This is a genomic window from Arthrobacter sp. 8AJ (assembly GCF_902506025.1).
GTDB lineage: Bacteria > Actinomycetota > Actinomycetes > Actinomycetales > Micrococcaceae > Arthrobacter.
Genome location: NZ_LR733289.1, coordinates 3,454,804 through 3,478,535, shown reverse-complemented (window position 1 = coordinate 3,478,535; position 23,732 = coordinate 3,454,804). Strand labels below are relative to the sequence as shown.

22 protein-coding genes, 1 tRNA gene and 1 riboswitch are annotated in these 23,732 nt (G+C 67.6%); of the genes, 13 read left to right on the top strand and 10 right to left on the bottom strand.

Going from position 1 to position 23,732, the window contains the following annotated elements; all coding sequences use genetic code 11:
• The first annotated feature begins 327 nt into the window (after positions 1 to 327).
• Entirely contained in the window at positions 328 to 891 is a 564-nt protein-coding gene (locus BACI349Y_RS16045; RefSeq protein WP_159632993.1) for a hypothetical protein, read from the top strand.
• A gap of 14 nt (positions 892 to 905) precedes the next feature.
• On the opposite strand, the gene BACI349Y_RS16040 is transcribed toward BACI349Y_RS16045, so the two are convergent.
• Positions 906 to 1,292 (bottom strand): DUF7793 family protein, encoded by a 387-nt coding sequence (locus tag BACI349Y_RS16040; protein WP_159632990.1) that lies wholly within the window; start codon positions 1,290 to 1,292, stop codon positions 906 to 908.
• A 256-nt stretch (positions 1,293 to 1,548) separates the two neighbouring features.
• Here BACI349Y_RS16040 and BACI349Y_RS16035 point away from each other — a divergent pair, with 256 nt between their 5' ends.
• Together BACI349Y_RS16035 and BACI349Y_RS16030 are read left to right on the top strand one after the other, a co-directional pair.
• Complete coding sequence (locus tag BACI349Y_RS16035) at positions 1,549 to 2,016, top strand: GNAT family N-acetyltransferase (RefSeq protein WP_159635783.1); 468 nt, start codon at positions 1,549 to 1,551, stop codon at positions 2,014 to 2,016.
• Between the two features lie 177 nt (positions 2,017 to 2,193).
• Positions 2,194 to 3,228 (top strand): zinc-dependent alcohol dehydrogenase family protein, encoded by a 1,035-nt coding sequence (locus tag BACI349Y_RS16030; protein WP_159632987.1) that lies wholly within the window; start codon positions 2,194 to 2,196, stop codon positions 3,226 to 3,228.
• 115 nt (positions 3,229 to 3,343) lie between these two features.
• Here the strand turns inward: BACI349Y_RS16030 and BACI349Y_RS16025 are convergent.
• A tRNA-Ser gene (locus BACI349Y_RS16025) sits at positions 3,344 to 3,433 on the bottom strand.
• 110 nt (positions 3,434 to 3,543) lie between these two features.
• Between BACI349Y_RS16025 and BACI349Y_RS16020 the strand changes: the two genes are divergently transcribed.
• The 4 genes from BACI349Y_RS16020 to BACI349Y_RS16005 all read left to right on the top strand — a co-directional run bounded on the left by BACI349Y_RS16020 (position 3,544) and on the right by BACI349Y_RS16005 (position 7,623).
• On the top strand, positions 3,544 to 5,028 hold the full coding sequence (locus BACI349Y_RS16020) for an HNH endonuclease signature motif containing protein (RefSeq protein ID WP_159632984.1): 1,485 nt from the start codon (positions 3,544 to 3,546) through the stop codon (positions 5,026 to 5,028).
• A 70-nt stretch (positions 5,029 to 5,098) separates the two neighbouring features.
• Positions 5,099 to 6,139 (top strand): zinc-dependent alcohol dehydrogenase, encoded by a 1,041-nt coding sequence (locus BACI349Y_RS16015; RefSeq protein ID WP_159632981.1) that lies wholly within the window; start codon positions 5,099 to 5,101, stop codon positions 6,137 to 6,139.
• Between the two features lie 3 nt (positions 6,140 to 6,142).
• Positions 6,143 to 6,538 (top strand): 6-pyruvoyl trahydropterin synthase family protein, encoded by a 396-nt coding sequence (locus BACI349Y_RS16010; RefSeq protein WP_159632978.1) that lies wholly within the window; start codon positions 6,143 to 6,145, stop codon positions 6,536 to 6,538.
• Positions 6,539 to 6,540: 2 nt separating this feature from the next.
• Positions 6,541 to 7,623 (top strand): glycosyltransferase family 4 protein, encoded by a 1,083-nt coding sequence (locus BACI349Y_RS16005; RefSeq protein ID WP_201302461.1) that lies wholly within the window; start codon positions 6,541 to 6,543, stop codon positions 7,621 to 7,623.
• On the opposite strand, the gene BACI349Y_RS16000 is transcribed toward BACI349Y_RS16005, so the two are convergent.
• Positions 7,580 to 8,128: a nucleoside deaminase gene (locus tag BACI349Y_RS16000; protein WP_159632975.1), complete on the bottom strand. Its 549-nt coding sequence runs from the start codon at positions 8,126 to 8,128 to the stop codon at positions 7,580 to 7,582. The genes BACI349Y_RS16005 and BACI349Y_RS16000 overlap by 44 nt on opposite strands.
• Before the next feature lie 54 nt (positions 8,129 to 8,182).
• Between BACI349Y_RS16000 and BACI349Y_RS15995 the strand changes: the two genes are divergently transcribed.
• Genes BACI349Y_RS15995 through BACI349Y_RS15985 form a run of 3 tightly spaced genes read left to right on the top strand, consistent with a single transcriptional unit; the run spans position 8,183 to position 10,149 of the window.
• On the top strand, positions 8,183 to 9,007 hold the full coding sequence (locus BACI349Y_RS15995; protein WP_236560862.1) for a phosphatase PAP2 family protein: 825 nt from the start codon (positions 8,183 to 8,185) through the stop codon (positions 9,005 to 9,007).
• A 12-nt stretch (positions 9,008 to 9,019) separates the two neighbouring features.
• Positions 9,020 to 9,655: a uracil phosphoribosyltransferase gene (upp, locus tag BACI349Y_RS15990; protein ID WP_141158139.1), complete on the top strand. Its 636-nt coding sequence runs from the start codon at positions 9,020 to 9,022 to the stop codon at positions 9,653 to 9,655.
• 44 nt (positions 9,656 to 9,699) lie between these two features.
• Complete coding sequence (locus BACI349Y_RS15985; RefSeq protein ID WP_159632971.1) at positions 9,700 to 10,149, top strand: glyoxalase superfamily protein; 450 nt, start codon at positions 9,700 to 9,702, stop codon at positions 10,147 to 10,149.
• Positions 10,150 to 10,373: 224 nt separating this feature from the next.
• Here BACI349Y_RS15985 and BACI349Y_RS15980 read toward each other — a convergent pair whose 3' ends face one another.
• The 6 genes from BACI349Y_RS15980 to BACI349Y_RS15955 form a co-directional block, all read right to left on the bottom strand.
• The gene (locus BACI349Y_RS15980) at positions 10,374 to 11,090 is read right to left on the bottom strand and encodes a hypothetical protein (protein WP_159632969.1); all 717 of its coding nucleotides are present in this window, start codon (positions 11,088 to 11,090) and stop codon (positions 10,374 to 10,376) included.
• A 5-nt stretch (positions 11,091 to 11,095) separates the two neighbouring features.
• A riboswitch (cyclic di-AMP (ydaO/yuaA leader) is annotated at positions 11,096 to 11,257 on the bottom strand.
• Between the two features lie 234 nt (positions 11,258 to 11,491).
• A complete protein-coding gene (locus tag BACI349Y_RS15975; protein WP_236560861.1) occupies positions 11,492 to 13,549 on the bottom strand; it encodes an ArnT family glycosyltransferase in 2,058 nt (685 codons plus the stop codon).
• 30 nt (positions 13,550 to 13,579) lie between these two features.
• A complete protein-coding gene (locus tag BACI349Y_RS15970; protein WP_159632965.1) occupies positions 13,580 to 15,700 on the bottom strand; it encodes a glycosyltransferase family 39 protein in 2,121 nt (706 codons plus the stop codon).
• Positions 15,697 to 17,040, bottom strand: a complete 1,344-nt coding sequence (locus BACI349Y_RS15965; RefSeq protein ID WP_159632963.1) for a glycosyltransferase — start codon at positions 17,038 to 17,040, stop codon at positions 15,697 to 15,699. Before BACI349Y_RS15965 ends, BACI349Y_RS15970 begins: the two co-directional genes overlap by 4 nt.
• A gap of 74 nt (positions 17,041 to 17,114) precedes the next feature.
• A complete protein-coding gene (locus BACI349Y_RS15960) occupies positions 17,115 to 18,590 on the bottom strand; it encodes a sensor histidine kinase (protein WP_159632961.1) in 1,476 nt (491 codons plus the stop codon).
• A gap of 12 nt (positions 18,591 to 18,602) precedes the next feature.
• Positions 18,603 to 19,343 (bottom strand): response regulator transcription factor, encoded by a 741-nt coding sequence (locus BACI349Y_RS15955; RefSeq protein WP_159632959.1) that lies wholly within the window; start codon positions 19,341 to 19,343, stop codon positions 18,603 to 18,605.
• 226 nt (positions 19,344 to 19,569) lie between these two features.
• Here BACI349Y_RS15955 and BACI349Y_RS15950 point away from each other — a divergent pair, with 226 nt between their 5' ends.
• The 3 genes from BACI349Y_RS15950 to BACI349Y_RS15940 all read left to right on the top strand — a co-directional run bounded on the left by BACI349Y_RS15950 (position 19,570) and on the right by BACI349Y_RS15940 (position 22,825).
• Positions 19,570 to 20,490 carry a hypothetical protein gene (locus tag BACI349Y_RS15950; protein WP_236560860.1) on the top strand — a complete coding sequence of 307 codons (921 nt, stop codon included), beginning with the start codon at positions 19,570 to 19,572 and terminating at the stop codon, positions 20,488 to 20,490.
• Between the two features lie 567 nt (positions 20,491 to 21,057).
• Positions 21,058 to 21,924, top strand: coding sequence for a winged helix-turn-helix domain-containing protein (locus BACI349Y_RS15945; protein ID WP_159632957.1), 867 nt, complete (start codon positions 21,058 to 21,060; stop codon positions 21,922 to 21,924).
• Between the two features lie 373 nt (positions 21,925 to 22,297).
• Positions 22,298 to 22,825 carry a SixA phosphatase family protein gene (locus BACI349Y_RS15940; protein ID WP_159632955.1) on the top strand — a complete coding sequence of 176 codons (528 nt, stop codon included), beginning with the start codon at positions 22,298 to 22,300 and terminating at the stop codon, positions 22,823 to 22,825.
• Here the strand turns inward: BACI349Y_RS15940 and BACI349Y_RS15935 are convergent.
• Complete coding sequence (locus BACI349Y_RS15935; protein ID WP_159632953.1) at positions 22,794 to 23,732, bottom strand: LysR family transcriptional regulator; 939 nt, start codon at positions 23,730 to 23,732, stop codon at positions 22,794 to 22,796. The genes BACI349Y_RS15940 and BACI349Y_RS15935 overlap by 32 nt on opposite strands.

The window sequence follows — 23,732 nt, the reverse complement described above, 5'->3', positions numbered from 1 at the left end:
GCATATCAGCTGTGGAGGGTGGGGCGCCGGCACGGGGAGGGCTTTGGACTCTGGGTCCCCGGGGAACCCTGTCCATATGCTCCTTGCATCCGATCGCGGAGGAGAGACGCCATGACCAGCCTGATGCCGGGTTTCCTGGCTACCGTAAAGCCATCACAGCGGGGGAACCGGGCAAGTGGTGGTTTGCGCTTTGCTGGTTCGCGCTCCGCTGGTTTCCGTCCTTGGTTGCCGGCGGTTTTCGGCTTTGCTGCCGCGGCCGGTTTCATTACGCATGGTCTCCTGCCCCGCACCCTGGGCGCGTGGGGAGCGACGGAGCCGGAAAGATCGATGCCCCTTCCCGGCGACGGACTGATTCCCGCTCCGGCTGAAGTGCAGACCATGGCGGTCACCATCCCCGCCCCGCCGGAGGAAGTCTGGCCATGGCTTCTGCAGATGGGGGTGGACCGTGCGGGCCTGTATTCCTACACCTGGCTGGAGAACGGGCTGCTCCATTTGGGCGTCACGAATGCAGACCGCATCCACCCCGAGTGGCAGGACCTGCAGGTGGGAGACATCATTGCCTTCACGCCGGAAGGTTATCCGGGCGGACGCAGCGGGCCGCGTGTGGTGGACATGGAGAGCTGCCGCCATCTGGTCCTGGACTTGAGCCCTGGTGCGCCGCCTGGGACGGTCACCGGGACCTGGCAATTCGTCCTCCATGATGCCGGGGACGCGGGGACCAGGCTGCTGCTCCGCACCCGGTCCGGCCCCGGACGGCCATGGGGTCTTCGACTGATGGATTTCGTCCTTCGGCCGGGCTACCTCGTCATGGATCGTGCCATGCTGCTGGGCATCAAAAAACGCGCCGGAAGGGACGCGCAAAGGAAGCCGCCGCCGTCGGCACAGCTGTGACAGCAGCGACGCCCTCAGCGGTCAGTGCGGATCGCCCCGCCTGGCGTGCCGGCCCGGTTGCCCTGCTCCGAAAGCCAGTGCAGGGCATCGGGGCCGTTGGTGAAGTATGCCGTGGGAGTCAGGGACCGCTGGGAAAACGCCGCCACAACCTTGCCCATCGGGCCAGCCCCAATGAGGGCGACGGCGGAGAACCCGCGGTAGGCGTTCATCCCGGCCCTGGCCTCGGGCGTCAATGCCGCAACCCCCGCGAGGTCAACAAGAAGAGGCAGGACCCGGCCGCCACTGAGGCCTTCCAGGACCCGCGCCGCCCGGACGGCAATGTCATAGGTGATGAGGACTTCGGGACTCCACTGCAACCGCAGCACGCCCTTGTCGAAAGAAGCAGTAAAGAATTCGTTCATTCCCGTCCTGGATTCTCATTGAGGACCTGTATTCCAGAGCTTGGACCAATTCAGGCCCATTCTGCCTGATGGTGACGACAATTGGTGCAGCGGCAGCAGGGGCTCATCGCTGGCCGGGGGCAAAGTGCTGGCCCGGGACACGTGGTGGGCCTCGGCGGCGCGCTTTTCCGGCTGTGTAGCCTGAACCAGTGGACTTCTCCTGTGAACTCGCTGACGGCATCGTTCTCCGTCCCGTGAGGCTGCCGACGCGGGACCGCTGGCTGGGGCGCTCCAGGCCAACCGTTCCCACCTTGCCCCGTGGGAACCGGTCAGGGCAGAGGAGTTCTATACCGTTGAAGGCCAGCGCGAGCTGATCAGGAGAAGGCGGGATGACCTTGACGCAGGCACAGCGCTTTCCATGGTGCTGGCTGGTGGAGACGGCATTCTGGGACTCCTGACGCTCAGCTCGATCGTCCGGGGCGCCTTCCAGAACGCCCACCTGGGCTACTGGATCGCCCAGTCTGTCCAGGGCCGGGGGCTCATGACGGCAGCAGTGGCCGCGGCAACCGACATCGCGAAGGATAGGCTCGGCCTCCACCGCCTCGAAGCAGCCACCCTGGTGCACAATATGGCATCGCAGAGGGTGCTCGAAAAGAACGGCTTTGAGGCCTACGGCACCGCGCGCGCCTACCTTCGGATCGCCGGCCAGTGGCAGGATCACCGCATCTACCAGCGGCTTCTCTGACCGCCGCGCCGTTTGGGGCGCGCCGTTTGGGACAGGCCCGACGACGGCCCCCTGCGTCACGCCGCGGCCCGGGCGTGATCTTGGGGAGGTTTTTCAGCGCATCGGCGCCGCGTGGGAAGATGTCGGCCGGAGCCGCTCAAGGACGCGGGCGGCACAACGTCGATATGTGGAGGTCATGTGCGCGCGATTGTCTTGGACCAGATAGCAGGGCCGCTGGCCGTCCGGGAGGTTGGAGAGCCTGAGGTGCCGGTGGGCGGCGTCGTCATCAGCGTCGTTGCGACGGGGCTCTGCCGCAGCGACTGGCATGCCTGGGCAGGACATGACGATATAGCGCTGCCGCATGTCCCGGGCCACGAATTCGCCGGTGTCGTTGCCAGTGTTGGCCCGGGAGTGACGAAGTGGACGGCCGGCGACCGGGTTACCGCACCTTTCGTCGAGGGCTGTGGCGCGTGCGAGTGGTGCCTCAGCGGCAACGCACAGGTTTGCCCGGAGCAGCAACAGCCTGGCTTCACGCACTGGGGTTCGTTTGCCGGGCAGGTGGTGATCCACGCGGCGGACACCAATCTCGTGGCAATTCCCGAGGGCGTCAGCTTCGAGGCAGCCGCCAGCCTGGGATGCCGGTTCGCCACTGCCTACCGTGCGCTGACTGGCCGGGCCAGCCTGAAAGCCGATGAATGGGTTACCGTCATCGGGGCAGGCGGCGTGGGGCTCAGCACCGTCATGATCGCCAAGGCCCTCGGCGGCAAAGTGATTGCTGTTGACCGGAACCCGGCCGCCCTTGAGGTGGCTGCACGGCTCGGCGCGGACCACGTCCTGGTTGCAGACGGTTCAGACATTCCGGCGCAGGTGCACGCGCTCACGGGAGGTAGCCATGTCTCGGTCGACGCCGTCGGCAGCGAACAGACGTGCGCCGACGCGCTCCTGAGCCTGCGCCGCCGGGGCCGCCACGTCCAGATCGGGCTCCTGCCGCCGGTGGAAGGACACCCCCGTGTTCCCATGGCGCGCGTGATCGCGTGGGAACTGGACGTCTTCGGAAGCCACGGGATGGCCGCTGCGGACTACCCCGGAATGCTCGCCTTGATTGAGTCGGGAGCGCTCGAACCGCAGAAGTTGATCGAACGCGTGATTGGTCTGGAGGAGGCTGCCGAAATGCTTCCCCGGCTTGATACCGCCAACGTTGCGGGCATGACGATGATCGATCCGACCCGCTGAGGCTCTCTCCGCCGACCAAGCGGTAGTCCACATCATGGCGTTTCTGGGGGACCTTTCCCCCGGGATGAAGAAAGGCCCTGCTTCCCTTGTATAAGGGAAGCAGGGCCTTTCTATCTGGCGGTGACGGTGGGATTTGAACCCACGTTGGCTTTTACACCAAACAACATTTCGAGTGTTGCACCTTCGGCCGCTCGGACACGTCACCAACCTCAATAGGGTACCGGAGCAAGGCCTGCATCCCCAAAACGTGCGTACCACCAGCCAGTGCTGCGGCGGCCGGTCTTGATTGTCGTACCCCTTTGTCATGATGGGTTTATGGGGAAGGCGGCGGTGGCGAGGGCGTTCGGGGAGATCCGTGCTGCCCTTGCTGTGCTGAGTGCTGAGGTGGACGGGGCCGGTGCGGTGCCTTTTTCTGCGGCTGACCCGTTGGCTGGTTTGGCGGATGGTTGCCTGGAGATTCTGGCCGGGACCCGTGAGGTGGAGGCCGGGATCGCTGCGGTGAAGGCCAGGGCTGCCGTTGGGTATGTGGAGAGCGCCGCTGCTGTTGCGGGGCCGGATGTTCCGGTGCAGGCGCAGGAGACGGCGGTCGCGGCGGAGATCGGGTGTGTGCTGGCCCTGGGGCCGCGGGCGGCGTCGTCGTTCCTGGTCACCTCGCACGCGGTCACGGCGACGTTGCCGCGAACGTTGGAGGCGTTGCAGGCAGGGGTGATCTCCTGGAGCCACGCGGTGGTGATGGCGGACGAGACAGCGTGTCTGGATGGTGCGGGGGCTGCGGCGTTGGAAGCGCATTTCCTTGACCCGGACCCCCCGGACCCGGCGCGGGGGTGCCCGGTGGGGCAGTTGCCGGCGCACCGGTTCAAGGCCAAGGCCCGTACCTGGCGGGAACGCCACCAGGCCGGGTCCATCGAAAAACGCCACGCCAAAGGGGTCGCTGACCGGCGGGTGGAGTTCCGGCCGGACCAGGACGGGATGGCCTGGCTGTCCGCGTACCTGCCCGCGGACCAGGCCCTGGCCGGGTGGAACCGGCTCACCGTGGCCGCCCGGGGCATGCAGGGACCGGACGAGCCCCGCAGCATGCCCCAACTGCGTGCCGACACCTTCGCCGAGGCGATCCTCACCAGCGGCACCAGCACCGGCAACGGCGCCGGAACCGACCAGCCGTCGTCGGGTATCCGGGCGCAGGTGCTGGTCACGGTCCCGGCGTTCTCCCTGCTGGGCCAGACCGACGAACCGGCGATGCTGGACGGGTACGGTCCCATCCCGCCGTCAATGGCCCGGCGGCTCGTCGCTGGCGGTGCTGGCTCGTTCTACCGGGTGCTGGTGGACCCTCGGGACGGGGCACCACTGGAAATCGGCCGGACAAGCTACCGGGTCACCAAAGCCATGCGGGCGTGGCTGCGGCTGCGGGACGGCAAATGCCCGTTCCCGGGCTGCAGCAACAACTCCCTGGACAACGACGCCGACCACATCCTCGCCTGGGTCAACGGCGGCACCACCGGAATCAGCAACCTGGGACAGCCCTGCCCGAAACACCACAAACTCCGCCACACCACCGCCTGGAAACCCACGGCCGCCACGAAGAACGAACCACCCGGCTGGACCTCACCCACCGGCCGCCACTACCAAAGCGAACACCAGGACTGGGAACCACCACGCTGGCCCTCGCGATTCCTGCAAGGTGAAAGGTACCTGCCAGGTGGGCACATCATGCCGGGCGAAGGGGCGGTGCCTGGAGAACCGAGCCTTGCCAAAGAGCACAGCCTCCTCGAAGAAGCGCTCCTCCAGCACCTTGTCTCGTGAAGCAATGAACCCTGCCACGCGCCGTCGGACTTTCCCCGTCCCTGCGCGTCCGGTTAGATTCATCAGCAAGATGACAAATTCACAGACTCCCATCCACGCAACCGCATACTGGACCACTGCCAAGGAGCACGGCGAACTCAGAACCGAGGACGTGCCGGCCCCGGGCCCCGGCGAAGCGCTGGTCCGTGCCCTCTACTCCGGTATCAGCAAGGGCACGGAAATGGTGGTCCACGCCGGGGCAGTGCCGCCACGGGTCGCAGAGGAAATGCGGGCCCCGCACCAGGAAGGCCAGTTCCCCGGCCCGGTGAAATTTGGCTACCTGTCTGTCGGCATCGTGGAGGAAGGGCCCGAGGGGTGGAAAGGCCAGCGCGTCTTTTGCCTGAACCCGCACCAGGACCTCTACGTGGTTCCGGTGGAGTCCTTGACCAGGATTCCCGACGACGTCCCCTCCCGGCGTGCGGTCCTCACCGGGACGGTGGAAACAGCAGTCAACGCCCTGTGGGAAGCCGGGCCGCGGCTCGGGGACAGGGTTGCCGTCGTCGGTGCAGGCCTGGTGGGCGGCATGGTGGCCACGCTCCTGCGCACTTTCCCGCTGCAACGCCTTCAGCTGGTGGACCTCGATCCCGGCAGGAAGCAGCTCGCGGACACACTGGGCGTGGACTTCGCACACCCCGACGACGCCCTGGCCGATTGCGACATCGTGTTCCACTGCTCGGCCTCGCAGGAAGGCCTGGAACGCAGCCTGCAGCTGGTCGGCGACGAAGGCGACGTCATCGAAATGTCCTGGTACGCCAACCGGGAAGTCACTGTCCCGCTGGGGGAGGACTTCCACGCAAGGCGGTTGTCCATCAGGGCCAGCCAGGTGGGCATGGTGGCGCGTGCCCGGCGCCACCGCCGCACCAATGCGGACCGCCTGGATCTGGCAGTGTCCCTGCTGAAGGATCCCGTCTTCGACGCATTCCTGACCGGCTCTTCCAAGTTCGAGGACCTGCCGGGCGTCGTCCAAAGCCTGGCGGACGGCACCTTGGAAGCGCTGTGCCACGTCGTCGAGTATCCTGCCACCAACCAAGCACCCACTCCAGCCGCCCACCACTCCGAAGACTTGAGGTAACCCATGTTCAGCCTGACAGTCCGCCGCCACTTCATGATTGCCCACAGTCTTCCGCGTGAAGCGTTCGGCCCGGCCCAGGGGCTCCACGGGGCAACCTTCGTCGCCGAGGTGACCTTCCGTCGCCGTGCCCTGAACGATGACGCGATCGTCCTGGACATCGGCGCCGCCGGAACCATCATCGAGGACGTGCTGGCCGGCCTGAAGTACCGCAACCTCGACGAGCACCCGGATTTCGAAGGCAAGCTCACCACCACGGAAGCGCTCGCCGAGTACATCGCCCAGGAAGTCGCCGCCAGGATCGAGGACAGCGACGACGGCCGCGAACTCGCAGGCCTCGACGTCACGCTGCGCGAGAATCCGGACGCGTGGGCCGCTTATTCCCTGGACCTCACCGCCTGACCGTGCGCCACATCCGGCTGCTGGTCCCGGGCAACATCCGCCACAGCTCAGGCGGCAACGTCTACAACGCCCGCCTGGTGTCAGGGTTGCGGGAACTTGGCGCCGCGGTGGACGTCATCAGCGTTGAGGGGGACTGGCCGCACGCCGGCGCCACCGAACGACGCCGGCTGGGCACCTTCCTCGAAGCAAGCGAACCTGGGGGAGGTCCCGGGCAGGCAGTGGCAATCGTCGACGGGCTGGTGGCCGTTGGTGCCCCGGCAGAGCTGGAAGCCGCGGCCCGGGCGGGACAGGAAACATGGGTGCTGGTGCATATGCCGGTGCCGGAAAGTTCAGGCGAATCAGCCCTGGCAGACGAGGCCAGGGCGCTCAGCGCAGCAACCGGTGTGATCTGCACCAGCACCTGGGCCGCATCTGTCCTGACCGAAAGAGGGCTTCCGCAGGCACACGTCGCCCTGCCCGGAGTCGACCCCGCAGCCCAGGCCGGCGGTTCCACGCCTCCGCACCTGGCAGTCGTCGCCGCCTTGCTGCCCAACAAGGACCAGATGCTGGCGGTGGAAGCACTCGCCCTGGTCCAGGACCTCCCTTGGACCGCGGCCCTGGTGGGCTCGGACCGGGCAGACCCCGACTATGCGCGGGAAGTCCAGGCTGCCATAACGGAGAATTCGCTGCAGGAACGGGTGCGGTTCACCGGTGAGCTCGCCGGCGAAGCACTGGAAGCTGAATGGGCGCGGACTGATCTCAGCCTCCTGGTGTCACGGCAGGAGGCGTTCGGCATGGCCGTAACCGAGTCCCTGGCCCGCGGCATCCCGGTCCTGGTCCGTGAAGGGACAGGGGCGGAGGAGGCGCTGGGGCTGGCAGGATTAACAGCGGCCGACGGCGGACCCCGGCTTCCCGGGGCAGCGCTGCCACTTCCGGAAGGTGGTCAGGAGAGCCCGCGCCTGCTGGCCGGCGACCTGCGCCACTGGCTGCAGGACCCGGACACGAGGGAAAGCTGGCGCGCAGCAGCGCTGGAGGCGCGGACACGCCTTCCGGACTGGGGTACTACGGCAAGGGGAGTGCTGGCCCTGCTGGCGGAACAGGACTAGAGGCTGCTCCGCGGTGACCGGCGAAAAACCCGCGCAGCAACACGGCGCACTCATCCTCGCGCACTCCCGGATACACCTCAACCCAGTGGTTGAGCCGGCGTTCGCGGAGGATGTCGAACACCGAGCCTGCGGCGCCGGCCTTCTCGTCCCACGCCCCGAACACCACCCGCGGGATCCGGGCCAGGACAATCGCTCCGGCACACATCGCGCAGGGTTCCAGTGTGACCACCAGCGTGCAGTCGGACAACCGCCACCCGTCGCCGCGGCCGCCGTCGATCCGTGCCCGTTCCTGCAGCCGTGCCGCCGCTTCACGGATGGCTACCACCTCGGCATGGGCCGTAGGGTCGCCCAGTTCCTCCCGCTGGTTCCGGCCGGAACCCAGCACCCCGCCGTCGGGCCCTATCACCACGGCGCCGATGGGAACATCCTCCGTGGCGAGTGCCCTGCGGGCTTCCGCCAGGGCAAGGCCCATCCAGGCATCATGTTTCTTTTCGGGCAACGGCATGGCTCAATGATAGTTTCGGGATACTCAGGTTACTTACGGATGCCGGGAGGCACCATGGACACTCTTCGGGATCGGCTAGGTCTCTGGTTCAAACCTTACGCGGCGCTCGTCCTCACCATCCTTGTGGGCGGCGTCATCATCGTGTCCCTGGCACTGCTGGGTGCCGAGGTGTACGACAACGTGGTGGATTCTGCCGGCCTGGCCAACCTGGACAAGCCTGCCCTTGCCCTGGCCGAGAGCCTGCGCAGCCCCGGACTTGATGCGTTCGTTACCGGCTTCACCAACATCGGCGGCGGCATCGGCATGCCCATCCTTGCCAGTATCCTGACCGCCTGGCTGACGTTCCTCAGCCGGAACTGGCGCCCGCTCGTCCTGATCGGCGGTGCGGCGGGGGTCTCCATCATGGCCACCACCTTTGGCAAGAAACTGGTGGGCCGCACCCGCCCGGACTATGCGGACGCGGTGCCCCCCTACGAGGATTCACCCTCCTTCCCCAGCGGCCACACCCTGAATACCACCGTGGTGATCAGCCTGGTGGTGTACCTCATCTGCCTCCAGTTCAACACCATGCTGGTGCGCGTCACCGCCATCACGGCCGGCGCGCTCTTCATCATCGCCATGGGGCTCAGCCGCGTCTTCCTAGGCCACCACTGGCTGACGGACGTCATGGCAGGGTGGCTGCTGGGCCTCACCTGGGTGGGCGTCGTGATCCTGGCCCACAGGCTGTTCCACCTGGTCCGCAGGCGGGAGCACGCCGGTGCGGCTCCGTCGTTCGACCGTCCGATCGTCCGTGACGTGGTGGCAGAGGAAGTGCACCACCACGGCGGGGACGGCAACGAGCATGCCCACGGCAGCCACAACAAGGACACCGCCGGATGATAGTTTTGGGGGATGCGTACTCTCGTTGTTGACCACCCCCTGGTCGCCCACAAGCTCACCGTCCTGCGGGACAAGAACACGCCGTCGCCGGTCTTCCGCCAGCTGACGGAAGAGCTGGTGACCCTGCTGGCCTACGAAGCCACGCGGGAGGTCCGCACGGAGCCCGTCACCATCGAAACCCCCGTCAGCACCACCATTGGCACGGCGTTCACCAAGCCCACCCCGCTGGTAGTCCCCATCCTGCGCGCAGGCCTGGGCATGCTGGAGGGCATGACCAAGCTGGTCCCCACCGCCGAGGTTGGCTTCCTGGGCATGGCCCGGGACGAGGAGACGCTGGACATCATCACCTACGCGGAGCGCCTGCCGGAGGACCTGACCGGCCGCCAGGTATTCGTCCTGGATCCCATGCTGGCCACCGGCGGCACGCTGCGCGAGGCCATCAAGTTCCTGTTCAAGCGGGGCGCGTCCGATGTCACCTGCATCTGCCTGCTGGCGGCCCCGGAGGGCCTGGCCAAGCTGGAGGAGGAACTGGGCGACGCGAACGTGCACATCGTCCTGGCCTCCATCGACGAGAAGCTCAACGAGAAGTCCTACATCGTTCCCGGCCTGGGCGATGCCGGCGACCGCCTGTACGGCATCGCAGGGTAGCCTTCCCCCTTTTCCGGCAGGATCACCGCCGCTAGCCTGTGCGGATGGACTGGAAACTCGAACTTGTCTTTGTCCCCGTGTCCGACGTCGACCGCGCCAAGGATTTCTACGTCAACAGGGTGGGCTTCAACGCCGACTATGACGAGCGGCCTTCGGACGACATCCGCTTTGTGCAGCTGACGCCGCCCGGATCCGCCTGCTCCATCTGTTTGGGGGAGGGGCTGGTGGACGCACCTCCGGGCACGTGGTCAAACCTGCAGCTGGTGGTGGACGACATCCAGGCCGCACACGACCACCTGAAGAACAACGGTGTGGACGTCAGTGATATCGAAGTGCTGCCGTGGGGCCACTTCGTGTACTTCGCCGATCCGGACGGCAACAAGTGGTCCGTCCAGTACATCCCGTGGCGGAACGCCGGGCCGGACGCAACCGAAAGCACCGCAATCACAGGCTCCGCAACCCCAACCACCGCGACCCTAACGTCCGCACCATAGGGCACTGCAGCTCAACCCCCCCCCGGGGTTAAGGCAGCCTGGGGTTAAAACACCACTGCCCGCATCCGTTTGGATGCGGGCAGTGGTGATGCTGCAATTCCCTGCTGTGCCCCTGCCCAAGGCGTACGACGGCGGAGAGCCGGGACGCGCCGTCGGCCGCGGTCAATGCAGGGCAGGCTCCGCGGAGGGTGGTCCTTCGACGCGCAGCCGCAGGGGAGCGGTGCCTAGTACCAGTTGTGCGCCAGGTGGAAGTTGAGCGCACCGCACGGGGAGGCATAGCTCTTCTTGATGTAATCCAAGCCCCAGTTGATCTGGGTGCGGTAGTTGGTGAGGTAGTCCGCGCCGGAGCTGGCCATCTTCTCCGCGGGCAGGGACTGGACGATGCCGTACGCCCCACTGCTGGGATTGGTGGCCGTGGTGGTCCAGTCCGATTCCTTGGTCCACAGTGTCTGCAGGCACTGCATCTGGTCAGGGCCCCAGCCGAAAGTTGCCAGCTGGCCGGCGGCGTAAGCCTGGGCGCCGGCGGGGTCGTTGACCGCGACGGCGGGTGCCGGCTCAGGAGCCGGGGCGGGCTCGGGTGCAGGTGCCGGTGCAGGTGCAGGCGCTGGCGCGGCCGGCGCGGGGGCCGGGGCCGCGGGAGCGGGCTCCGCCGCCTGCGGCGCCACTGCGATTGCGGCGGGAGCGGGGCTCTCCGCCGGGTTGGAGCGGATCTCGCTTTTCTCGATGCTCATCTGGGCATCGGACGCTGCCTGGGTTGCCTGGGTCGATGACACCGGGGCCATGCTGCTGGTGGCCTGGCCGGCTGCGCCGACCCCAACCAGCACCGCGCAGGATACTGCGAGGATTCCGGCCCTGCGGCCGAGGGTGGTTTTCTTTGCCTGCTGCGTGGCCTTATGTTTAGCCTTGGCATGCAGGCGTGCTTCTGCCGTGTTTTTGGACATGATTGATCGCCTCTCACACCTGCGGAGTTAGCTGTCGGGTTCGGATGAGGGCATCCGGCCGTACGGAAAAATCACGTACTGGCTTAACCCCAAGGGCAATCATTGCCCGGGACGGTGGGTCCCCCGCCTCTGCCGTTGCTCAATCGGAAATCCGGGGAAGCGGCAGAGCTTGGCGTCAACCCGGGATATGCGGCCCGAACGGGGACCGCACCCAATCGACGGTACAGGAAGATTAAATGAAAGTCACATTTAGGTAACGGAAGTCACGGCCGGCAGCGCGTCGGGTTGTCTGACTGCGCCGGGAGTATCCCCGTAATGGACTGCCGGGCCCCCGGGCACCATTCACCCCGGGCACTCGCGTGCCAGAGCATCATTCGGCCGGGTCCCCGGGGCGTCCTCCGCTAGTGGCCGGTCAGTTCGTAGACCGTAGTGCCGCCCATGATCTGCGACGTGTAATTGGCTGCCACCCACTCCGCGATCCGGGTGGCAGCGTCCGAACCGGTGGTGGAGCGCATGGCTCCGCCACCGATAAAGTAATGGATCTCTCCCCGGGCTACCAGGTCCTGGAACTGCGCCAACGTGGGGGAGGGGTCGGTGCCGTTGAAGCCGCCCACCGCCATGACCGGCAGCTCCGTTGCCAGTTGGTAACCTGCGGCGTTGTTGGAGCCCACCACGGCCGCGGCCCAGGTGTAGCTTGAGGCGCTGCTCTTGAGTGCGGCGACCAGGTCAGCCGACGGCGTGGGCGCACCCAGGAGGCCACCCACGCCACCCCCGCGGCCACCCGCGAAGCCCGTGCCGCCCTGGGCGTTCGGCTGCCGGAAGCCCTGTCCCGCAATACTTGAACCGCCGGTGCTGTTCGGGCCGGACCCGTTCAGGCTGTTCCGGACGCCGGCGGGAGCACCGCCCGGCCCAGCGCCGAAGCCGGCCGTGGGGCCGGCACTGACGATTGCCCCGCTGTGCGCTGTGGACGCCGTGGAGATGGAGTAGGCCAGCGGTCCGGCGAGCGACGCCGTGATGGCCAGGGCCGCCGTCGCCCGCTGCACCGAACGCATGCCCAGGAACTTGCTGAAGCCCGCTCCTGCTGCCCCGGCCAGCCCGCCTGCAAGGACCACCCAGCGCAGCCACGGACCGTAGGCCGAGGTGGTGCCCAGCAGGGAGAACGCCGTCAGGGCCGCCGCGGCCACTGCGGCCCCGAGCACGATTGCGGCGGCCGCCTGCTGCCTGTGCTGCCACAGCAGGACTGCGCCCAGGCCGGTCAGCCCGGCGATGCCCGGCGCCAGCGCCACGGCATAGTAGGGGTGGATGATGCCCGCCATGAAGCTGAACACCAGGCCGGTCACCAGCACCCAGGAGCCCCAGACCAGCACGGACGCGCGCACCGGATCCGTCCGCGGTGCCCGCCGGCCGACCCACAGCAGGCCGGCCGCAAAGATCAGGGCGGAAGGCAGCAGCCAGGCGATCTGGCCACCGAACTCGTTGTTGAACATCCGGAACAGGCCCGGAACGCCCCAGCCGTTGCCGCCGCCCACGCTGCCCGTTTCGTCGCCCGTCAGCCGGCCCAGTCCGTTGTAGCCAAGGGTCAGCTCCAGGATGGAGTTGTCCTGCGAACCGCCGATGTAGGGCCGCATGCCGGCCGGCGTCAGCTGCACAGCCACGAGCCACCAGCCCGCGGAAACCACCATCGCCGCCCCGGCCGCGGCCAGCCGCAGCAGGCGCCGGCCCAGCCTGCCCGGCCCCGCAACCGCGTAGGCCACGGCAAAACCGGGAACCACCAGCAGGACCTGCAGTTGCTTGGCCAGGAATCCAAAGCCCAGAAACACCCCGGCCAGCAGGAGCCAGCGCAACCGGTCCTCCTGGACCGCGCGGAGGACCGCGTACGCGGCCGCCGTCATGAGCAGCACCAGCAGGGCATCCGGGTTGTTGAACCGGAACATCAGCGTGGCAACCGGGGTGAGGGCCAACACCGCGGCTCCCAGCAAGCCCGCCCGGTGGGCAGCGGTGGCATCTCCGGTGGCATGCACCGCGGTCCGGCGCACGGACAGGTAGAGCAGCCAGGCGGCCGCTACGCCCATCAGCGCCTGAGGAACCAGGATGCTCCACGGGTTCAGCCCAAACAGCCGGACCGACAACCCCATGACCCACAGGGACGCCGGCGGCTTGTCCACCGTGATGGAGTTGGCAGCGTCCGAGGAACCGAAGAACCAGGCCGTCCAGTCCTGCGAACCCGCCTGGGCCGCGGCGGAGTAGAAGGCGTTGGCCCAGCCGGACGCCCCGAGATTCCACAAGTACAGCGCCGCCGTGCCCGCCAGCACCGCTGCCAGTTCGAGGTTCCGCCGTCGGCCGAGGGGATCCCGGCGCCGGCTGCCGGGCCTGGTCCCCCGGGCCGTGGTGGCCCCGCCCCCTCCCGACGCGTGATGCAGGCGGGGGCGCGTGGACCCGGTTGTTGGGCCTGAAGTCATGGAGCTGGGGTAGCGGCTGGCCATGGCGGGCTACTTGGCCAGGTCGTAGACGGTGGAATTGCCCACGGTCTGGGCCTGGAAGTTGGCCTGCACCCAGGCCGCCACCTCCGAGTTGCCGCCCCGGCCGCCCATGCCGCCACCCATGCCGCCGCCCTGGATGTAATATCCGATCTCACCCTTGGACACCATGTCCTGGAACTGGGCGAGCGTGGGGTATGGATCCCCGCCGTTCCAGCCGCCGAGCGCGATGACGTTGGTGTTCGTGGCAAGTTCCAGGCTTGCTGCCTGGCTGGCGCCGGAGACGATTGCGGACCACTTCGTGGTGGTGGAGGAGAGCAGCGCGGTCACCGCGGCATCGGCAGTTCCCTCACCGGGGCCGCCGGCCCCGCCGGGACCACCGGCGCCGTCGGGACCACCGGCGCCGTCGGCTGCGCCGCCCATTCCATTTGCGGGGTCAGACCCGTTTTGGGGGGCAAACCCGTAGGTTCCGGTGGCGGCGTCCGTGCCGCCGGTGCGGTCGCCGCGGAAACCAGCTGCCCGGTTCCCAAAGCCGCCTGCCGCCGAACCTGCAGGCCCCGACGTCGGAATGGAACCCGAATGCGCGGACGCTGCGGTGGCCACGGTCCAGGCACCCGCCCCGAGTCCTCCGGCCAGGAGGGATACGACGACGACGGCGGCAGCGCCCGCGCGCCGGAACCGTCCGGCGGTGCCGAGGCCGTCAACGCGGAGCAGCAAGCCGGCGGCGGCAAGGACGCCAAGGACGATGACGACGATGCGCAGCCAGGGGAGCCAGGACGCGTCGCGGCCCAGGAGGACAGCCGACCAGATGGAGGTGCCCAGGACCGTTGCGGCCAGGACAATCCTGGCCGGCCAGGACGCCCGGCCGCGCCAGAGTTCCACGGCACCGGTTCCCACCAGTGCCGCGATCCCCGGTGCCAGCGCCACAGAGTAGTAGGGGTGGACAATGCCGCTCATGAAGCTGAACACACCCGCGGTGACCAGGAGCCAGCCGCCCCACAGGATCAGCGACGCGCGGCCCATCGAGGTGCGGACTTCCCTCCGGGTGAACCAGAGGCCGGCAACCAGCAGGACGAGGGCGGCGGGCAGCAGCCAGGACACTTCGCCGCCAAAGCTCGTCCCGAACATCCGCAGCAGGCCCGCAGCGCCGCCGAATCCACTGTTGCCGCCGCCGAAACCGCCGCCGGGCCCGCCGGCCGCTCCGCCGCCGGGCATGCCTTCACCCGAGCCGGTGATGCGGGCCAGGCCGTTGTAGCCGAAGGTCAGCTCCAGGAAGCTGTTGGTGGTGGACCCGGCCATGTACGGGCGGGCTGAAGCCGGGGTCAGCTGGAAGAGGGCGATGTAGCTGCCGGCCACCACGATGATGCCTCCCAGTGCGCCCATGAGGTGTGCCAACCGGCGGCCGATCGGGGTAGGGGCGGCCCACAGGTAGGCCAGTCCCAGCGCCGGAACGACCAGGAAGCCCTGCAGCATCTTGGTGAGGAAAGCCAGTCCGATCACGGCTCCGGCCGCAACAAGCCACTTCCAGCCAGCCCGTTCGATGGCCCGGATGGTGAAGTACGCCGCCAGCACCAGGCACAGGGTGAGCATGGCGTCGGGGTTGTTGAACTTGAACATGAGCGCAGCCACTGGCGTCAGCGCCAGCGCTCCGCCGGCCAGCAGCCCTGCGGCCGGTCCTGAGACCCTCTTGACCGCCAGGTAGAGGACGCCGACGGCGGCCACGCCCATGAGTGCCTGGGGCACCAGCATGCTGAGGGACGAGAACCCGAAGATGCGGCCCGCCAGGGCTGGAATCCACAGTGCCGCCGGGGGCTTGTCCACCGTGATGGCGTTTCCGGCGTCGAGCGATCCGAAGAGGAACGCGGTCCAGTCCTTGGTGCCCGCCTGGATGGCGGCGGCGTAGAACGAGTTCCCGTAGCCGGTGGCTGCAAGGTTCCACAGGTACAGGACCGCCGTGGCCACCAGGAGCGCGGCGGCCGAGGGTCGCACCCAGCGCGGTTGGCTGCCGAACGCGTAGCGCGTCCAGCGCGGGGTGGGTTGTGGAGCTCCTGTGGCAGAGGCCGGGCCACCGGCGTTTGCGGGCAGCGGTGTGGCAGTTGAGCCGGCGCCTGCCGGTGAGATGGTGGAGGTCATGGTGCACCCGTTTCTGTGGAGGTGGTGGCGTGGGTTGTCTTGTTGGTGCCGGCTCCCCGGAAGACCCAGAGCCGGAACAGCAGGAACCGCACTGCCGTGGCCGCCAGGTTCGCCGCGACCACGGTGAGGACTTCCATCCACCGGTCGGGCGTCGTGGTCCGGTGGACCAGGGCGAGCGCCCCGGAGGTGAGCACCAGGCCGATGCCGAACACAATCAGCCCCTCAAAATGGTGCCGGACCGGGTTTCCGCCCTGGATCCCGAACGTGAAGCGCCGGTTGGCCCCGGTATTGGCCACGGCCGTGACCAGCAGGGCCAGGAAGTTGGCCAGCTGCGGATCCATGAAGCCCCGGCAGAACAGGAAGATCAGCAGGTAGGCCAGCGTTGAGGCGGCGCCGATGGCGGCGAACCGGACCAGTTGGCCGAAGAGGCTGCTGCCGCGGGTCTGTTCGCCAGCCCGCGACGACGCCGGGAGCGGACCCCTGGCAAGGGCGGCGCGCAGTTCCGGAACCGGGATGCGGCCGTAGACCAGGTCCCGGGTGAGCCGGGCCATTCCACGGACGTCGGCCAGCGCCGTGCGGACCACGTCCACGCTGGAGTCGGGATCGTCGACCCAGTCCACGGGAACTTCGTGGACGCGCAGGCCGCAGCGCTCAGCCAGGACCAGGAGCTCGGTGTCGAAGAACCAGGAATTGTCCACGGTGTAGGGGAGGATCTGCTGCCCGACGTCGGCCCGGATGGCCTTGAACCCGCACTGGGCGTCACTGAACCGGGCTGCCATCAGGGAGTGGAGCATCAGGTTGTAGCTGCGCGAGATGAACTCCCGCTTGGGTCCGCGGACAACCCGGGAGTTGCGGGTCAGCCGGGTGCCGATTGCCAGGTCGGAGTGGCCGGAAATCAGGGGGGCCAGCAACGGGGGCAGGGCTGCCAGGTCGGTGGAAAGGTCCACATCCATGTAGGCCAGGACCGGCGAGGGGGACGCGAGCCATACCTTGCGCAGCGCGTTCCCGCGGCCCTTCTCATCAAGGTGGACCACGGTGACCTCCGGGAACTCGCGGGCCAGCCGTTCGGCGATCTTCAGGGTCCCGTCCGTGCTGGCGTTGTCCGCCACGGTGATCCGGAAGCTGTGCGGAAAGGTGTCGCGCAGGTGTCCGTGGAGCCTGCGGAGGCATTCCTCAAGGTCGCGCTCCTCGTTGAAGACGGGGATGGTGACATCAAGGACGGGGACTGCGGTGCGCGTGTTCACGGGGGCACGCCGTACGGCACGTCCCGGGGAGGGAAGGCCCGGCGGCGCCACCGCGGCGTCCTGCAGGGTTCCTGAAGTGTGGTCGGTGAGCGTCATGCATCAAGAGTGGCGCCGCCTGATTTGAAGGCTTTAGGCACAACCTGTGACGCGGCTGTGTAAGTCAGGGCGCTTCAGGGCTGCGCGGGCCCGGCCGCCGGAAGGCGGACCGCGAACTCGGTCCTGCCCGGCCGTGACACCAGTTCCACGGTGCCGCCGTGGGCCATGACAATGGATTCGACAATGGACAGGCCCAGGCCGGAGGAACCCTCGGAGCCGGAGCGGGCGGCGTCGGCCCGCGTGAAGCGCGAGAAGATGCTGCCCTGGAATTCGGCTGGGATGCCGGGCCCGTCGTCGGTGACCGTGACCACCACACTGCCGTCGGCCGAGCGCATCACGCCGGTGGTCACGGTGGTGCCGGCCGGGGTGTGCTTGCGGGCGTTGGAGAGCAGGTTGGCCAGCACCTGGTGGAGCTGGGTGGGGTCCCCGCGGACCGTGACGGGTTCGTCGGGCAATTGCAGCTGCCACGCGTGGTCCGGGGCCATGACCTTTTCGTCGCTGACGGTTTCCACCACCAGCTGGGTCAGGTCCACGTCGGTGGCCTTGGTTGCCTTGCCCTCATCCAGCCGTGCCAGCAGCAGCAGGTCCTCCACCAGCGCGGTCATGCGCTCCGACTGGCTTTGAACCCGCCCCAGCGACTTCTGGCCGTCCTCGGTCAGGGGTTCGGTCATGCGCATCAGCTCGGTGTACCCGCGGATGGCGGTCAGCGGTGTTCGAAGTTCATGGGAGGCGTCGGCAACAAACTGGCGCACCTTCGTCTCACTCCGCTGGCGTGCTTCCAGCGCACTGGAGACGTTGTCCAGCATCAGGTTCAGGGCGTGGCCCACGCTGCCCACCTCGGTGGTGGGATGCGCCGCAGAGGGCGGCACGCGGACAGCGAGCGCAACCTCACCGGCGTCCAGGGGGAGCTTGGACACTTTGGTGGCGACGTCGGACAACTGTTCCAGCGGCCGCATGGTCCGGCGGATCAGGGCAGTGCCGGCCAGCCCGATCAGGACCAGGCCGCCCAGCGAAACCAGCACCATGGTCAGGACCAGCGAGGCCTCGGTGCTTTGTTTCGTTGCCAGTGGCAGGCCGGTGATCACCACGTCGCCGTATGGGGTTTCGGTTGCCATCAGCCGGTAGTCGCCGTTGGACAGCTCACGGTCCACCGGCATGCCGTCGTGGGGGAGTGCCTGCAGGGTGGCCGCGTCCCGGGGGGTCAGGGCTGTGCGGGTGGCGTCCGAGGAGAGGAAGCCCGCTTCCCGGCTGACCTGTCCGCCCACCACCCTTGCATTGAGCGTTCCCACGCTTTGTCCGCGTGCGTCGAGGGGGTCGGGACGGCCGGAGGGGTTGCCTTCCGGCGGCCGGCCGCGGGATGCCAGCTTCAGCTGGGCGTCCAGCTGGTTGGTGAGGACCACATCCATGGAGGCATAGCTGACCACGCCGATCGCACTGGAGATTGCCACCAGGAGGGCCATGGAGAGCAGGATCAGCCGGGTGCGGAGGTGCCAGGTTGAGGGGTTGAACCAGGAGCGGCCGGCAGGCCGGGGGACACCGGAAAGAGACACGCGTTTCCCCGTCTAGTCGGCGGGCTTGATGACGTAGCCCGCGCCACGCACGGTGTGGATCATCGGCGGATGGTTCGCTTCGATCTTCTTGCGCAGGTAGGAGATGTACAGTTCCACGATGTTTGCCTGGCCACCGAAATCGTAATCCCACACGTGGTCAAGGATCTGGGCTTTGCTGACCACGCGTTTTGGGTTTTCCATCAGGTAGCGGAGGAGTTCGAACTGGGTGGCCGTCAGCTGGATGTCGTCCCCGGCACGGGTGACTTCCCGGGTGTCCACGTTGAGCACCAGGTCGCCCACCACCAGCTCGGCGGTGTCCATGGCGGCCACCCCGGAACGCTGGACCAGGCGGTGCAGGCGGAGCAGGACTTCCTCCATGCTGAAGGGCTTGGTGACATAGTCGTCCCCGCCGGCTGCCAGCCCCACGATGCGGTCCTGGACGTCGTCCTTGGCCGTCAGGAAAAGCGCGGGGACCTCCGGCGCGAAGGCGCGGATCCTGCCCAGCAGCTCCACGCCGTCGAACCCTGGCAGCATGACATCGAGCACCAGGACGTCCGGGTGGAAGTCCTTGGCGAGCTTCACGGCGGTGGGCCCGTCGCCGGCCACGGCCACCGACCAGCCTGCCATGCGCAGGCCCATGCTCATCAGTTCCGACAGGCTGGGCTCGTCATCCACCACCAGGGCGCGGATCGGGGAACCGTCCGGATGGGTGAGCTGGGGAAGGTTGTTGGTCATGGGGTGCGGGGATGCCATGGGACAACTCTCCGATCTGTCGGTTTGCCGATGCTTTGACGTTGCTGTGTTCCGGCTGTGAGCTCCAGCCTAGCCACCTGTGACCCCGGCGAGGTGGCGGCTTGGCTGGGGCCCTGTCAGGTCACAGCCAGGCTTGGTCCGCCGCACAGCCCCTGCACAGCAAAGCGGCACAGCCTGTTGGGACAACAGGACCACCACTAACACCGACGACTTTTTGGAGAAAGCCATGGAACAGCAAGACAACGCCTACCCCGGGGCAGCAGGCCACAACGGCCAGGCGGACCCGTCCGCAGAAGGCCGAAAGCAGCCGGGCCAACCGGCCCCGGTGTGGGAAGGCGCGGCAGATGGTGCCGCCCGCGACGGTGCCGCGCAGGGCTGGAACGCCCCCGTTCCCGGTTCGCCTTCTGCAGCGTGGGGTACGACGACGGAGCAGGGCCGGGTGCCCGACTCCGGCATGGGATGGGGCGCACCCCGGCAGTACGCACCCACTGATTCGACCCGGGCAGGGAAAGGGAACTGGACCGCGAAGAAGGGCCTCCTGGTGGGTGGCATTGCGGTGGTGGTGGCAGCGGCAGCCGGTGCCGGCGCCTATGCTGCCGGAAACGGGAGCGGAACGGCTTCAGCGAACAATGCCCAGGGCGGCACGGGTGCCATGGGCCAGTTCGGCCCGGGGAGCCAGGGCGGCATGACCGGTCCGGACGGCCAAAGCAGCACGGGTGGCGGCATGGCAGGTGGCATGGACGGCGGCATGGGAATGGACGGCGGGCCTGGTGGCCTGGGGATGGGCTCGGCAGGGCTCAACGCAGCCGTCCACTCCGAATACGTTGTCCTCCAGGGCTCCAGCTACGTCACCATGGCGGGGCAGGCCGGCACCGTCACCGAGATCTCCGGCACGTCCATGACCGTAAAGAGTGAGGACGGGTTTTCCCGGACCTACGCCGTCGGATCAGACGTCCAGGTGACCCAGGGGATGCGGCAGCGGGGCGGAGGTTCGCCAGGCACCACGCTCAGCCTCTCCAATGTGACCGCAGGGGCCAGCGTCCGGGTCACCGCCCTGAAGAATTCGGACACCTACTCTGCCGAGAGCATCCAGCTGGCCGCAGCCACCACCGCCACCACCCCCAGCCAGGGCACCAGCAGTAACTGACGGCGGCCTGAAACGATGTTTGGACTGTCCTGCCTCCGGCTCAGCGGCGCTCGCGGGCAAAAAAATCTGCTGGGGGCAGGACGCCGGTTGGACACGCCGCAGAGGTCCGGGGCTGATTCCACGTCAAACGGTTGAATTTCGGACACATTCGGTAATCTGCGATATCAGCGAAGATTCTTCTGAAGAGCATCAAATTTCGGCCGTTTGCCGATTCGACTGTCCCAAATCATCCCCGCTGCCGAAATAGTGACATGCAGCACAATTTCCGGATCTGTCTCACAATGCGGACGATTCAGTCCATTGTTACTTGCAAGTTGGCATTGTTACGCGGCACACTTCCAATGTGAACAAGAACTCAACAGCACCTGCAGCCGCAGAATATTGGCCCAGCACATCCGCTGCTGCCGACATGCGCTGTTGTCGAATGCACGCCTGACCTTCCCACCCACCGAAGTTCTTAGGCATTCGCCCCCAAGCCCAGCGTCGGGCGTCCCTCCCCGGTCCGCGTGACGGGGAAACCAGCATTCGAGCCGCGGAGCCGGCCATTTCACATTGAGGTAAGCATTCATGTCAGTTGCATCCGGATACGTCCACATCTCTGTCCGTAACGCCGCCAAGGCCGGCCAGGCCACCGGCCTCCGTCCCGGCTTCGGCCCGCGTCCCTCGCTTGCTCCCTCCGCATCCGGTAGCAGCTTCCCGGCCCAGGGCTTCGCCCCGCAGGGTTACAACCCGAATTCCTACGGCCAGCTTCGCGCCGTGCATCCCGCCGAGTCTGCTCCCGTTACTGCCCCTACCCCTGTGGTGCCAGGTGCAAACCAGGTCCGCCCGGTAGCCAACGACAACGTTGCCCGCGGGTTCGTCCTCTACATGGGCATCGATGAGGAGACCGCGGCGGCAGCAGGCACCTCCATCGCCAAGCTTGCGCAGGAAATCCGCGCCTACGCCCAGTCGCTCGTCTCCGGTGCCGAAAGCTACGCAGCCGTGGCGGTCGCGCCGGCCGGCACCCCCGGTTCCGCGCTCGACGTCGTCCGCTCCACCTTTGGCGACCCCACGGTCAACTCCCGCCAGCGCACCGAAACCCCGCGCCCTGCCCAGCCGCAGGAACCGCGTCCCTCCGGTGTGCTCATCGACCTCGCCCGCCGCGAAGTCCACCTCGACGGCGAATCCCTGAACCTGACGTTCAAGGAGTTTGAGCTCCTGAACTACCTCGTTGAAAACGGCACCCGCACCGTGGGCCGTGACGAGCTCCTCGAGGGGCTATGGCGCAACGCCGAAGAAGTGCCCAACGAGCGCACCATCGACGTCCACATCCGCCGCCTCCGCTCCAAGCTCGGCCGCCTCGCCAACACCGTCCGCACCGTCCGCGGCCAGGGCTACCGGTTCTACGAGCACCCGGAGGTTGTTGTCTGGGCCGCTCCGGAGTACTCGATCTAGGAACTCCCTTTCTTTCGCGCGCGAAGGCGACCTGTTCCCGTGGAACTGGTCGCCTTCGCTCTAGCGAGGCATCCTTCGGCGCCTGCGCTCGTGCCTCACGCAACAACGGCGCCTTCGCGATGCCTCGCTACGCTGCGGCGACCTCCTCTCCTAAATGCCCCTTTTGGCATCCTGGGCCCTCTCCAAGCACTGTGCCTTCGCGGCTGCTTGGCCTCGCGTCACTAAGGGCATGCTTTTGAGCTCTGCTTGAGTGGTGAAGCCTAAGCCCCGGCCATGGATGTTCCCGGGCGAGGCTGAAAGCGTGCTCTCCGTGACGGTGTTTTCGCTGCCGGGTCCTGCTTCGCGTGCTTTTGGCTGGCGCTAGGCTTGGGCCATGAGTTCGCACCACGTTCGACGCCTTGTGATCATGCGCCATGCCAAGGCTGACTGGCCCGGCGGCGTGGCTGACCACGAGCGGCCGCTTGAGGAACGCGGACACCGGGAGGCGCCGCTGGCCGGGCGCTGGCTGCTCAACCACAACATCGTCCCGGACTTCATTCTGTGCTCCAGTGCCCTGCGCACCCGGCAAACCTGCACCTGGGTGTGCTCCGAACTCGGCGACAAGGCCCCCACGCCGAAACTCGAAGACGGCCTGTACGCGGCATCGGCGCTGCGGATGCTGACAGTGGTCAACCATGTGCCGGACACCGTGACCACGCTGATGCTGATCGCGCATCTGCCGGGCGTACAGGACCTGGCCATGCACCTCGCCTCGCGGGATTCCGACCACGACGCCTATATGGACGCCGCCACCCGTTTCCCCACCAACGCGCTTACCGTCCTGGAGACGGAGAAGCCGTGGGCGGAACTCGACGGCCAGGACGCCCGGATTACCCGGTTCGCGGTGCCCCGGGCCCACTAGCTGCAGCTCCACTGCCGGCAATCCCGCGCAGCAGCGCGGCCACGTGCCTGATGCCCGGGCTGGCCGTCATGGTCCTGCGATGGACCAGCCCCACCTGCCGGGCCTGGATGGGGTTAACTACAGGAACGGCCACCACGTCCGGAGGCAGTGCCGGCCGTCCCAGGCGGGGCACCAGCGCAACGGCCACGCCCTGCTCCACCAACGCAATGTGGGTCGCAAAATCCGGGTCGTAGATCCTGATGTCCGGGACCCGCCCAAGATCGGCGAAAATCCGCAGGAGCGCTTCATTGCAGATGGCGCCGTCGGGCGTACTGATCCAGCGTTCGTCCACCAGTTGTGCCGGCTCCACCTCCGCCTGGCGTGCAAGCGGATGACTGCTGTGCACCAGGACGTCCGCCACGTCCTCGCAGAGCCATTCAAGCGTCAAGTGCTCCGGGATCACCAGCGGCACCGAGTTCCAGTTGTGCACCAGGCCAAGGTCTGCCTCGCCGTTGGCAACCCTCGCCACCGCCTCGCGCGGGTCCTCGGCCAGGACGGACAGGTCAAGCGCGGCCCCCGACTGACCGATCCGCGCCAGCAGCGGGCCCACCAGCCCCCTGACGGCAGTGGAAAAGGAAACCACGCGGAGGCTGCCGGTGGGTTTGGCCGGATCCGCCAGGAGCGTGGACTCAAGCTCCTCGAGCTCGGCCAGGATGCGCCGGCCGTACGCCGCCAGGGCCAGCCCGCGCTCGGTCAGCAGGACGCCGCGGCCGCGGCGCTCCAGGACTGCGAAGCCGCCCTCCTTCTCCAGCTTCTTCACCTGCTGGGAAACGGCCGACGGGCTGAACCCCATCGCCTCCGCGGCGGCAATGACTGTGCCATGCTGCTCAATGGCCGCGAGGGCACGCAGCGACCCGATATCAATCAT

What these genes read in the sequence shown, in the direction of transcription:
- BACI349Y_RS16045 (WP_159632993.1), top strand. Translation starts at nt 328, where the DNA reads ATGCCCCTTCCCGGCGACGGACTGATTCCCGCTCCGGCTGAAGTGCAG.
- BACI349Y_RS16040 (WP_159632990.1), bottom strand. Translation starts at nt 1,292, where the DNA reads ATGAACGAATTCTTTACTGCTTCTTTCGACAAGGGCGTGCTGCGGTTG.
- BACI349Y_RS16020 (WP_159632984.1), top strand. Translation starts at nt 3,544, where the DNA reads ATGGGGAAGGCGGCGGTGGCGAGGGCGTTCGGGGAGATCCGTGCTGCC.
- BACI349Y_RS16015 (WP_159632981.1), top strand. Translation starts at nt 5,099, where the DNA reads ATGACAAATTCACAGACTCCCATCCACGCAACCGCATACTGGACCACT.
- BACI349Y_RS16010 (WP_159632978.1), top strand. Translation starts at nt 6,143, where the DNA reads ATGTTCAGCCTGACAGTCCGCCGCCACTTCATGATTGCCCACAGTCTT.
- BACI349Y_RS16000 (WP_159632975.1), bottom strand. Translation starts at nt 8,128, where the DNA reads ATGCCGTTGCCCGAAAAGAAACATGATGCCTGGATGGGCCTTGCCCTG.
- BACI349Y_RS15995 (WP_236560862.1), top strand. Translation starts at nt 8,183, where the DNA reads ATGGACACTCTTCGGGATCGGCTAGGTCTCTGGTTCAAACCTTACGCG.
- upp (WP_141158139.1), top strand. Translation starts at nt 9,020, where the DNA reads ATGCGTACTCTCGTTGTTGACCACCCCCTGGTCGCCCACAAGCTCACC.
- BACI349Y_RS15985 (WP_159632971.1), top strand. Translation starts at nt 9,700, where the DNA reads ATGGACTGGAAACTCGAACTTGTCTTTGTCCCCGTGTCCGACGTCGAC.
- BACI349Y_RS15980 (WP_159632969.1), bottom strand. Translation starts at nt 11,090, where the DNA reads ATGTCCAAAAACACGGCAGAAGCACGCCTGCATGCCAAGGCTAAACAT.
- BACI349Y_RS15975 (WP_236560861.1), bottom strand. Translation starts at nt 13,549, where the DNA reads ATGACTTCAGGCCCAACAACCGGGTCCACGCGCCCCCGCCTGCATCAC.
- BACI349Y_RS15970 (WP_159632965.1), bottom strand. Translation starts at nt 15,700, where the DNA reads ATGACCTCCACCATCTCACCGGCAGGCGCCGGCTCAACTGCCACACCG.
- BACI349Y_RS15965 (WP_159632963.1), bottom strand. Translation starts at nt 17,040, where the DNA reads ATGACGCTCACCGACCACACTTCAGGAACCCTGCAGGACGCCGCGGTG.
- BACI349Y_RS15955 (WP_159632959.1), bottom strand. Translation starts at nt 19,343, where the DNA reads ATGGCATCCCCGCACCCCATGACCAACAACCTTCCCCAGCTCACCCAT.
- BACI349Y_RS15950 (WP_236560860.1), top strand. Translation starts at nt 19,570, where the DNA reads ATGGAACAGCAAGACAACGCCTACCCCGGGGCAGCAGGCCACAACGGC.
- BACI349Y_RS15945 (WP_159632957.1), top strand. Translation starts at nt 21,058, where the DNA reads ATGTCAGTTGCATCCGGATACGTCCACATCTCTGTCCGTAACGCCGCC.
- BACI349Y_RS15940 (WP_159632955.1), top strand. Translation starts at nt 22,298, where the DNA reads ATGAGTTCGCACCACGTTCGACGCCTTGTGATCATGCGCCATGCCAAG.
- BACI349Y_RS15935 (WP_159632953.1), bottom strand. Translation starts at nt 23,732, where the DNA reads ATGATTGATATCGGGTCGCTGCGTGCCCTCGCGGCCATTGAGCAGCAT.